The 10,352-nt window shown below is 59.2% G+C and carries 9 protein-coding genes; 7 read left to right on the top strand and 2 right to left on the bottom strand.

The window, feature by feature from the left end; genetic code table 11:
* Nucleotides 1-15 precede the first annotated feature (15 nt).
* From ACLEJQ_RS11305 to ACLEJQ_RS11275, 7 genes are all read left to right on the top strand, one after another.
* The gene (locus ACLEJQ_RS11305; protein ID WP_440794955.1) at nt 16-885 is read left to right on the top strand and encodes a hypothetical protein; all 870 of its coding nucleotides are present in this window, start codon (nt 16-18) and stop codon (nt 883-885) included.
* 89 nt (nt 886-974) lie between these two features.
* Nucleotides 975-1,871, top strand: a complete 897-nt coding sequence (locus tag ACLEJQ_RS11300; RefSeq protein WP_440794953.1) for a PoNe immunity protein domain-containing protein — start codon at nt 975-977, stop codon at nt 1,869-1,871.
* A gap of 222 nt (nt 1,872-2,093) precedes the next feature.
* Nucleotides 2,094-2,990 carry a PoNe immunity protein domain-containing protein gene (locus tag ACLEJQ_RS11295; protein WP_440794951.1) on the top strand — a complete coding sequence of 299 codons (897 nt, stop codon included), beginning with the start codon at nt 2,094-2,096 and terminating at the stop codon, nt 2,988-2,990.
* A 350-nt stretch (nt 2,991-3,340) separates the two neighbouring features.
* The gene (locus ACLEJQ_RS11290; RefSeq protein WP_440794949.1) at nt 3,341-4,948 is read left to right on the top strand and encodes a response regulator; all 1,608 of its coding nucleotides are present in this window, start codon (nt 3,341-3,343) and stop codon (nt 4,946-4,948) included.
* On the top strand, nt 4,941-5,633 hold the full coding sequence (locus ACLEJQ_RS11285; RefSeq protein WP_440794947.1) for a sensor histidine kinase: 693 nt from the start codon (nt 4,941-4,943) through the stop codon (nt 5,631-5,633). The genes ACLEJQ_RS11290 and ACLEJQ_RS11285 overlap by 8 nt, the downstream gene beginning before the upstream one ends.
* A gap of 326 nt (nt 5,634-5,959) precedes the next feature.
* Nucleotides 5,960-7,201, top strand: coding sequence for a glutamine synthetase family protein (locus tag ACLEJQ_RS11280; RefSeq protein WP_440795143.1), 1,242 nt, complete (start codon nt 5,960-5,962; stop codon nt 7,199-7,201).
* A 241-nt stretch (nt 7,202-7,442) separates the two neighbouring features.
* On the top strand, nt 7,443-8,801 hold the full coding sequence (locus ACLEJQ_RS11275; RefSeq protein WP_440794945.1) for an MFS transporter: 1,359 nt from the start codon (nt 7,443-7,445) through the stop codon (nt 8,799-8,801).
* Between the two features lie 232 nt (nt 8,802-9,033).
* Here the strand turns inward: ACLEJQ_RS11275 and ACLEJQ_RS11270 are convergent, their stop codons facing one another.
* The gene (locus ACLEJQ_RS11270) at nt 9,034-9,780 is read right to left on the bottom strand and encodes a flagellar brake protein (RefSeq protein WP_440794943.1); all 747 of its coding nucleotides are present in this window, start codon (nt 9,778-9,780) and stop codon (nt 9,034-9,036) included.
* Between the two features lie 92 nt (nt 9,781-9,872).
* A complete protein-coding gene (locus ACLEJQ_RS11265; protein ID WP_440794941.1) occupies nt 9,873-10,340 on the bottom strand; it encodes a flagella synthesis protein FlgN in 468 nt (155 codons plus the stop codon).
* Nucleotides 10,341-10,352 lie beyond the last annotated feature (12 nt).

The raw sequence follows: 10,352 nt of genomic DNA, 5'->3' as shown, positions 1-10,352 counted from the left end.
TGGGATCGCACCAAAATGAAGAAGATCAATACCCTACTTGAGCAGCATCGACGCTGGCTTTCCCAGTCGGATGGCATGATTGCTCAAGAGCTTGACTATCTAGACGAGGATCTAGCCAGTGAGTCATTAAGTGGATTGGACAACGTAGCCGATTCATTGGGGCTGTTGGCGACCTATCACGGTATTCGGGGAGAAGTTGCTATCAATGATCGAGATATCTCAGGTTGGGAGGATGTCTCGCGTTCGGTGATGTACCGTTACTGGGCGCTCATGCTCAAAGCGAAGGCGTTTTCCAAGACAAGTTTTCTACAAGGTCTTAAAACTGTGCCCAATCTGACTAACCAGATGAGCATTGCCGGATGCTTGCTGGCCGGATTCATTGCGGTTGACCGCAAAGAGCTGGCTGCGTCCGTCGCCGATGTGCTTGCCGGGCTGCTGACCGTAAACGGCGCTGTTGATCCTGGTTATCTCAAACAGCGTCGGTTCGAGCCCTTCGTGCTGTGGCTGTACTCGCTCTATTCGGGCGAGAGTGCGCTTGCGCAGATCACGTCGATGGAGCTGGGTGTTTATCAGCAAGTGGTAGACAGCTGGACTAACGAACAAGCACTGGCCGGTGCTTTGGAAGCGCTGTGTCAATATCATCTGTCCAATGTCGAAGACCGGGGCGGGGCATGGGACCCCGAATTTAAACACGCGCCTTTTGATCTATTGCCGCTGGAAATTCGTGCTATTTCCCAGGTTCGCCAGCAACTGGGCTTGCCTTCGCCTGACATTTCCAGTCCGTTGTTATCCGTTGGAACAGCTGAGCTGGAGAATCTGGTCATCGTTTCTGATCAGGTGACTGGCCGAGTGGAGACTGCTTACAAGAATTTCTTCGGTTTATAGAGATGTCGAGTGACGAAGCTTGGCCGGCAGATTTCTATCTGAGGCAGCGTGGCGACTGGCATCGACCCATTTGCAATTAGGAAAAGTAAATGTTCCGTGCACCGTTGGGAGATTCCCGTTATTGGTCGAAATGGGTTGAGTATGGTGATAAACGTATTATCAAAGCGCTCGAGACCGCTCGTACCCCTGCGGGCGATCCCGACTACGCGCCGCAGTACGTCTACACCATCGCCCAGGATCACTGGCACCAGATGCTGAGTCGTTACTCTGCCGGATGCCCTATCGCCGATCTGTCGCGTTATTTCGCTGGGCTACTCGATGCCTGGGAGGAGGCTGAGCGTCTCGGCGCGTCAATCTGGACCTCGGAGCAGCAGTTCACCCGCCACAGCTGGCGTGTCAATTACGACCACTACATCGTCTGTTTCTGGCTGGTGGGGTTGGGGTTGGTGCTGGATATTACGGACGACCAATGGAAGAGGTTGCTGGCACTGATCGGCAACGAAGGCGAGGACGTGCTGCTCGACCGAGTCATAGCGAGTCGCAGCCCTGATCGCAAAGTGGGCTCCACACTTCTTTATCCGAAACCCTACGCTCGGTTGCTGGCGGCTATTGATGCTCCGGCGGATGCGCAAGCTTCGTTGCTGGGTGCCTTCGTCAAGCATTGGTACACGGAAATACGTACAGGTGCCAAGTCCGGTTCTGATCCCCAGGCAGTCAGCTATCGACATCCCTATTGGTACACCTACGGCGACGAGAATTTCGAAGGTGGCGCTTATTTCGGTCGGTGGTGTGTGGAAGCCGTGGCGGCCGTGAAAGCCTTCGGGATTGATGATTCGCAATGCTTGGGGCTTGAGCATTATCCCGGGGATTTACTCCGGCCTGATGGTCCGAGTACCCATCCGGCAAGGCAAGACATCGCGCCACCTGCGCCAGTGGTCGCGGAGATGAAAGTGGGTTTTTGGGGAAGACTGTTGGGGCGTCGCTAAGTGACGATCTGACGAGCAAAGCCGGAATGTCACTGCCAGTTCAGCAAATGCCAAGTGGACACCTGACCCCGTGGCGAGGGAGCTTGCTCCCGCTGGGCTGCGCAGCGGCCCTCGACAAGGCAGGGGCCGGGAGCAAGCTCCCTCGCCACGGCGTGTGTTTTATGCCAAAAAAGTCATCGCATGGCGTACGGGGATCGATTCATCTGCAATTAGGGTAAATAAATGATCCGTGCTCCTCTCGGCAATGCCGGCTATTGGAATCAGGTAGTCGATGACAACGACGGCTATATCCTGGAATCTCAACGAATCATGAGGGAACCTGCGGGTAACCCGGATTACGCGCCGCAGTACACCTTTAACGTTGCGAAGAAACACTGGCATCAGATTCTGCGCCGGTACAGCGCTGGCAACCCTATAACTGATTTATCGCGCTATTTCCCAGGTCTGCTTGATGCATGGGAAGAGGCGGAGCGTCTTGGTGCGTCGGTCTGGACTCAAGGGCAGCAATTAACCCGTCACAGTTGGCGGGTCAACTATGACCATTACATTGTCTGCTTTTGGCTGGTCGGTCTGGCCCTGGCGTTGGAAATTCCGGACGATCAATGGCAACGGCTGTTGGTGCTGATTGGCAACGAAGGTGAGGACGTATTGCTTGATCGGGTCATCGCCAGCCGCAGCCCTAATCGCAAAGTGGGCTCTGTGCTGCTTTACCCAAAGCCTTACGGTCGATTGCTGGCGGCGGTGGATGCCCCTGCGGATTCGCAAGCATCGCTGCTAGGCACGTTCGTTCAGCACTGGTACAAGGAGGTCCGAACGGGAGCGAAATCCGGCTCCGATCCTCAAGCAGTCAGCTATCGACATCCCTATTGGTACACCTACGGCGACGAGAATTTCGAAGGTGGTGCTTATTTCGGTCGCTGGTGCGTGGAAGCCGTGGCGGCCGTGAAAGCCTTCGGGATTGATGATTCGCAATGCTTGGGGCTTGAGCATTATCCCGGGGATTTACTCCGGCCTGATGGTCCGAGTACCCATCCGGCAAGGCAAGACATCGCGCCACCTGCGCCAGTGGTCGCGGAGATGAAAGTGGGTTTTTGGGGAAGACTGTTGGGGCGTCGCTAAGTGACGATCTGACGAGCAAAGCCGGAATGTCACTGCCAGTTCAGCAAATGCCAAGTGGACACCTGACCCTGTGGCGAGGGAGCTTGCTCCCGTTGGGCTGCGCAGCGGCCCTCGACAAGGCAGGGGCCGCTTCGCGCCCCAGCGGGAGCAAGCTCCCTCGCCACAGGGTGTGTTCTATCCCAAAGCACAGATTCTACCTGGGCTGCCCGAGATCCTTTGGCGCAATGGCATTAACGCTTTTCCCGCACTAAACCTCTCCCATACGATCAGTTAACGGAACGCCATTTGCGGCCGATAAGCTGATGAGCACCCGTTTGGGCGCATCTTTTTTACTTGCCTGGACATCCTCGATGCTGGCGTACCACCAAAAAAGTTTTCTGATCGTCGATGATTTCTCGGATTTCCGCAGCTCGATCCGCTCCATGTTGCGGGAGCTGGGCGTCAAAGATGTGGACACCGCCGATACCGGTGAAGTGGCGCTGCGCATGTGCTCGCAGAAGCGCTATGACTTTATTTTGCAGGACTATCACCTGGGCGATGGGCGCAAGAACGGCCAGCAGGTGCTGGAAGACCTGATGGTCGAGAAGCTCATCAGTCATGAAAGCGTGTTCCTCATGGTGACCGCCGAGACCAGTCAGGCGATGGTGCTCAGCGCCCTGGAGCATGAGCCCGACGCGTACTTGACCAAGCCGTTCAACCGTTCCGGTCTGGCCCAGCGGCTGGAGCGACTGGAACAGCGCAAGACCCTGCTCAAACCGATCCTCCAGGCGCTGGATCGCGGCAAGCCGTTGGAAGTGCTTAACGCCTGCATTGCCTTGTGCAAGCAGGATCCGCGCTACGGGCCGTTGTGCCTGCGCTATCGGGCCGATGCGTTGCGCGACCTGAATCAGAACGAGGCCCTGGAGCGTCTGTACAACACCATCCTGGCGGATCGTCCGTTGCCCTGGGCCTATGCGGGCCTGGGCAAGTTGCTGTTCAAGCGCGGTCAGGTCGGGCAGGCCAAGGAGGTCTATGAAAAGGCCTTGAAAACCTTCCCGATGATGCCTGCCCTGTACGACGGCATGGCTGAGGTGCTGGTGGCCGAAGGCGATACGAAACAAGCCCAGAGTGTCCTGGAAGAAGCGGTTCGCCTGTCGCCGCTGGCGGTGCGCCGGCAATCGTTGCTGGGCAAGCTGGCGATGACCAACGAAGACTATGACACCGCGTCCAGGGCCTATCGCCAGGCGGTCGGGCAGGGCGCGCAGTCGCGTTTCAAGGACCCGGAAAGCAACCTCGGCCTGGCCCATGCGCTGATCAGCAAGGGCAGCGAAAAGGGCCTCGACACCCGCACCCGGCTGGAGATCAACACTACCCTCAGCGCCGTGGCGAAGGAAAACCTCAACGACCCGGGGTTGCAGGTCCGGGCGCGGTTGATGAAGGCCACGAGCCTGTTGCTCAACGACGCCGAAACCGCGGAGAAACTCACCGAACAGGCCTTGCAGCGCCTCGATGGCATGGAACAGTTCATGAGCGCCGAAGCCGCGTTGCTGGTCGCCAAGCAGTTGCAGATGCTCGGCCAGACCAGTGCCGGCGAGTCGATGCTCAAGAACTGCGCGGAAATCTACGGTGATGATCCGGCGGTGATGCAAGGCATCGCCAAACTCACCGATGACCCGAACATTCTCAACCAGGGCAATGCCGCCGCCGAGCTGAACCGCGAAGGTGTGCGCGTCTACAAGACGGGCGCATTGCCAGAGGCGCGGGAGTTGTTCCGCCGCGCACTGAAAATGCAGCCCAAGAACATCAGTATTGCTTTGAACATGGCGCAGTCCCTTTTGCACGGCACCGATACCAGCGTGGAATCGGAACTGCTGCAAGAGTGTCGCGCCTGCCTGAAACTGGTGGGCATGATGCCCGATACCGATGCGCGTTTTGCGCGTTATCAGAAACTGCGAAGCAAGGCATTTGGCGATGAATGACAGCGAACAGGCACTCGATTTTTCCACGGTGATCGCATCGACAGTGCACGACATGAAGAACTCCCTGACCTTGCTCATGCAGGCGCATACGCAATGGCTCGAGCGGTTGCCCGAGCCCGATCGCCAGACCCCGGAGCAGGGTGTCATCGAGTTCGAGTTCGCCCACCTCAACGGCCTGATGGTGCAGTTGCTGGGGCTCTACAAGCTCGGCGTCAACCAGTTGCCACTGCATCCGGCCTATCACGAACTGGATGATTTCATCGAGGCGCAGTTGGCCGGTCACCAGGACGTGTTCCGCAGCCGCGGGATCATGGCGACCTATGAAGTCGATCCGCTGAGCCCCCTGGGCTTTTTCGACCGCGAGCTCATTGCCTCGGTGCTCGACAACTGCATCACCAACGCCATTCGCCACGGGCGCCAGGCGTTATTGATCAGTGCCAGCGACGAGGCCGGGCACCTGGTGTTGACCATCAATGACGACGGTGACGGCTACCCGGCCGAAATGATCGAGCGTCAGGCCGAATATGTGCAGGGTATCAACCACAGCAGCGGCAGCACCGGCCTGGGCTTGTACTTTGCCGCGCGGATCGCCGGGTTGCATCAGCGCGGCGGCGTGTGCGGGCGTACCGAGATTGCCAATGGAGGTGTGCTGGGCGGTGGGGTGTTCCGCATCTATCTGCCGTAAGTCATCGAGCAGCAGAGTCAAAACCCTGTGGGAGCGGGCTTGCTCGCGAATGCGGTGTATCAGACGGAGATTTATTAACTGACACACCGCATTCGCGAGCAAGCCCGCTCCCACATGAGAAATCGCTCGGTGTTTATTGTGTTGGGCTGCTTGATATTCCGAACAGCCGAAGCCTATTTTGTACGGGTCGCCGCTCGCGGCTCGCACATAACAAGGATTGCGTCATGACGACCGATGGCCTGGGTTCACTCGCACAGCGACTGACCGGCATTGATGAGATTGAATGTGTCACGCCGGATTTGAATGGCGTGCCGCGAGGCAAGGTAATGACCGCCGAGGGCTTTCTCGAAGGCCGGCGGTTGCAGCTGGCGCGGGGCGTATTGCTGCAGTGCATCATGGGCGGTTATCCGCCGGCGCGTTTCTATGGCGGTGAGGACGGAGACCTGGCGTTGGTGGCCGATCCGAAGCAGATCCATCGCCTGCCATGGAGCCGGCAGCCTCGTGCCCTGGCAATCTGTGACGCCGACGAACTGAGTGGCGAAAGCTCGCCGCTGTCCACGCGCGGCCAACTCAAAACGGTGATCGCCCGCTATGCGGCCCATGGCCTGGCGCCAGTGGTGGCGACCGAGCTGGAATTTTTCGTGTTCGCGCCCAACCCGGACCCGACCCAGCCGTTCCAGCCGCCGGTGGGCCTGGACGGTCGTCGCGAAGATGGGCAATCGGCGTTCAGCGTCAGCTCCAACAACGGCCTGCGCCCGTTCTTCAGTGAAGTCTATGAAGCCATGGCGGCGCTGGGCTTGCCTCGTGACACCTTCATGCATGAAATGGGCGTGAGCCAGTTCGAAATCAATCTGCTGCATGGCGATCCGCTGTTATTGGCCGACCAGACGTTCCTGTTCAAGCACCTGCTTAAGGAAGTGGCGCTCAAGCACGGCCTGACCGTGGTCTGCATGGCCAAGCCATTGGCGCACACCGCGGGCAGTTCGATGCACATCCATCAGAGCCTCGTCGAGCTCGACAGTGGTCGCAACGTGTTTTCCGATGAGGCCGGCGAGCCGACAGCGGCCTTCCGGCATTTCATTGGCGGGCAACAGGCCTGCCTGGCGGATTTCACTGCGCTGCTGGCGCCGAACGTGAACTCCTACCAGCGCCTGTGCCACCCGTACGCCTCCCCGAACAATGCCTGCTGGTCCCATGACAATCGCTCGGCCGGGTTGCGCATACCCGCCAGCTCACCGGTGGCCCGACGGGTCGAAAACCGTCTGCCGGGTGCGGATGCCAACCCGTACTTGGCGATTGCCGCCAGCCTGGCCGCCGGGCTTCATGGCATCGAGCAGCGCCTGGAGCCGAGCGCGGCGATCCAGGGTGAATTCGAGGTCCCGGATAATCTGTCGCTGCCATGTACCTTGCATGCCGCCCTGGAACGTCTGAAGCGTAGCCAGGTCGCGAAGGAACTGTTCGGTAGCGAGTTCATCGAAGGTTACATCGCTACGAAGAGCCTGGAACTGACCAGTTTCTTTGATGAGATCACGGCCTGGGAACGACGCGTCCTGGCGGCACAGGCCTAGGCTATGCACGAAATAGCTTGAAACTTGGTTATGCGGCGTTAAAACCGGCTCGTGCGCGAGTCCGATCGGAATGCTCATTGACAACCAGTCAAGTCGAGTGCGACCCCGGCCGTTCCTCGCCGGTTTTTGCCTTGCCTAACCTGCGTTTCAAACTATCTCGTACACAGCCTGACCAACCGCTGCATCCGGGCTATCTTGCAAGGTAGCCCTCACTCACTTCAAGGAGCCGCTCGGAACGCCGATGCGCCAAATCTGGAAACCTTTTCGAGCGCTTTATTTCGCCTCGCTGATGATGTTGATCGGCTCCGGCCTCTTGAGTACTTATCTGGCCTTGCGGCTGGCGGCCGACCATGTCGACAGCCTTTGGGTCGGTGCGCTGATGGCGGCCAACTACTTCGGCCTGGTGTTGGGTGGCAAGATCGGCCACCGGCTGATCGCCCGGGTCGGGCATATCCGGGCCTATTCAGCCTGCGCCGGGATCGTTGGCGCGGCGGTCCTGGGGCACGGTCTGGTGAACTGGTTGCCGGCCTGGATCGTGCTACGGATGATCGTGGGCCTGGGCATGATGTGCCAGTACATGGTCATCGAAAGCTGGCTCAACGAGCAGGCCGACGCCAAGCAGCGTGGCGTGGTGTTCAGCGGCTACATGATTGCCTCGTACTTGGGGTTGGTGCTGGGCCAGCTGATCCTGGTCATGCATCCGGCCCTGGGGCTGGAACTGCTGATGCTGGTGGCGCTGTGTTTTGCCCTGTGTCTGGTGCCGGTCGCGCTGACCCGGCGGATTCACCCGGCACCGCTGCGTCCGGCACCGATGGAGCCGCGTTTTTTCATCAAGCGGGTGCCGCAGTCGCTGAGCACCGTGCTGGGCTCGGGACTGATCGTCGGCTCGTTCTATGGCCTGGCGCCGTTGTATGCCTCGCAGCAGGGTTTGTCCACCGAGCAGGTCGGTCTGTTCATGGGTAGCTGCATCTTTGCCGGATTGCTGGTCCAGTGGCCGTTGGGCTGGTTGTCCGACCGTTATGACCGGGCGATGCTGATCCGCTGCTTTGCGCTGTTCCTCGCGGTCTGCGCGATGCCGCTGGCGATTCTGCAGCAGGTGCCGCTTGAGGTGCTGTTCGTGGCCGGCTTCTGCTGTTCGCTGGTCCAGTTCTGCCTGTATCCATTGGCGGTGGCGTTCTCCAACGACCACGTCGAAGGTGATCGGCGGGTGTCGCTGACGGCGATGCTGCTGGTGACCTACGGTGTTGGCGCCAGTATCGGGCCACTGGTGGCGGGGGTGCTGATGAAAATGTTCGGCAGTCACATGTTGTATGCCTTTTCTGCCTTCTTCGCCCTGGTGCTGGTGTGGCGGATCCGGCCGAAAGCGGTGACCAACCTGCATCAGGTCGACGACGCGCCGTTGCATCACGTTGCCATGCCGGACAGCATGTCGAGTTCGCCGCTGGTGGCCTGTCTCGACCCGCGGGTGGACGAGCAGGTGGTGCAAGATCAGATGCAGGCGCCGGCCACTCCGGACGTTGAGCCAGGGCCCGAGCCCGAGCCCGAGCATGAAACGGTGGCGGAGACTGATGCAGCGGACTTCACCCAGGCCACGCCTTGAGGTTGTCGGCGATAAAGGCGTCAACAATTGGTACACCGCGGTGGCGCCTATCGCGAGCAGGGGGTTTGTGTTGGGCGAGTCATCCCAAGCCACATCGATCTACTGTGGGAGCGAGCCTGCTCGCGATGAGGCCAGCGCAAGCACAGCAATGCCTGGAGTGAGGATATCCAGAAAGGCATAAAAAACGGGCAGTCACCGCAAGGGACTGCCCGTTTTTTTCAAAAGCTTGGAATCAGAGCTCGTCTTTATCGAAACGACGGGCTTCACGCTGGAGTTGATAGACAAAGCGCTCGACCTGACGCTGCACCAGACCGCTGACATTATGGAAGCGCACGCCGGCGAAGGTGGTGTTGATTCGTTCTTCGAAATGCAGGTGGCGCAACTCGACCGGTGCAGTCATGTTGCCAAAGGGCAGGGCGGCGATGAAGCGCTCATAGACCTGGCCCAATTGCAGGCGTTCGGTGATGTCGCCTTCGAAGCGCAGCTTGCAGCCGGTGGCCGAGATGTCCAGGAGCTTGCCGCTGACCGGGGACTTGAGCTTATCGCCACCCAGTTCGACGCTCACCAGTTGCGTCAGTTTCAGAGCGGCGCGAAAGGCGTTGCGGCGCTGGTGATAAACCACTTCCTCAGGCAGGGCGCCACGATAGCAGCGACCATCCTTGGACTCATCGATGGTCAGCGGACCGTTGCTTTCCCAGGCGATACGCACACCGTCATGGAAGCCTTCGACACGAAACGGCTCGCCTGCCAGCAGGAAGCGTTCGCCATCACGCGGAATCATTTCATCCAGGGCAATGGTGTTGTTCTCGCGATCCACATTCACCAGATAGCTTTGAAAACGCTGGGTGCGTTCGTGAAAGGTAATGATCAGCGGGTCGTGGCTTTCCTGCAGCATCCGCAGGTTGCCGGAGATTTCCAGAGGCGTGGTGAGGACCTTCGGTGGCTGCGGAGCATCATCCGCGTTTGAGGCATTGAACACGGTAGGTCAATCTCCAGGCAAAATACGACTACGAGTAGCTAGCATTTTGCCAGCATGTCTCGCGCGTTGATAGAGCACAGGCGCTGTTCCTTTTACGCCTGACTGAGCGGGCGGTGCTTGACCATCCGGGCGGTCGAGCCGCTGGCGTCATACAGCGTCGGGATTTCGCCGCCGTTGAGGATACGCAACTGATTGGCGGTGGCGGCCTGCTGGGTCAGGATCGACTGGCCATTACGCGCATTGGTCGCTTGGCACTGGGCGAGCAGGTCATTGAGGACTTTGCTCTGGGACAGCAATTGATCGCCGATCGACGACTGGCTGGCCAGTTGCTCGAGGCCTTCGTGAGTGGCGGGCAGGTTGAGGCTGATGAGGATCTCGCTGCGCTTGCGGCCATGCTGGTCGAGCAGAATGATCAATGCCTGCTTCTGCGCCAGGATATTTTCCAGCAGAGGCATGTCGCGACCGTGCAACGCCACGGATTCGGCCTGCAGTAATTCCAGCAGCTGTTGCGCTGGAGCGAAGTCGTCGATGATCAGTTGCAATAAATTCGTGTCGTGCATGGCTGGCCTTGG

The sequence above is a fragment of the Pseudomonas sp. SMV71 genome (genome assembly GCF_052042015.1).
In the GTDB taxonomy this organism is placed as follows: domain Bacteria; phylum Pseudomonadota; class Gammaproteobacteria; order Pseudomonadales; family Pseudomonadaceae; genus Aquipseudomonas.
The sequence above is the reverse complement of the archived record's forward strand: the minus strand, read 5'-3'. Positions and strand labels throughout refer to the sequence as shown.

Bases quoted from the DNA above. Each gene is read 5' to 3' on its own strand.
- ACLEJQ_RS11265 (WP_440794941.1), bottom strand. From the start codon at position 10,340: ATGCACGACACGAATTTATTGCAACTGATCATCGACGACTTCGCTCCA.
- ACLEJQ_RS11290 (WP_440794949.1), top strand. From the start codon at position 3,341: ATGCTGGCGTACCACCAAAAAAGTTTTCTGATCGTCGATGATTTCTCG.
- ACLEJQ_RS11285 (WP_440794947.1), top strand. From the start codon at position 4,941: ATGAATGACAGCGAACAGGCACTCGATTTTTCCACGGTGATCGCATCG.
- ACLEJQ_RS11295 (WP_440794951.1), top strand. From the start codon at position 2,094: ATGATCCGTGCTCCTCTCGGCAATGCCGGCTATTGGAATCAGGTAGTC.
- ACLEJQ_RS11275 (WP_440794945.1), top strand. From the start codon at position 7,443: ATGCGCCAAATCTGGAAACCTTTTCGAGCGCTTTATTTCGCCTCGCTG.
- ACLEJQ_RS11300 (WP_440794953.1), top strand. From the start codon at position 975: ATGTTCCGTGCACCGTTGGGAGATTCCCGTTATTGGTCGAAATGGGTT.
- ACLEJQ_RS11280 (WP_440795143.1), top strand. From the start codon at position 5,960: ATGACCGCCGAGGGCTTTCTCGAAGGCCGGCGGTTGCAGCTGGCGCGG.
- ACLEJQ_RS11305 (WP_440794955.1), top strand. From the start codon at position 16: ATGAAGAAGATCAATACCCTACTTGAGCAGCATCGACGCTGGCTTTCC.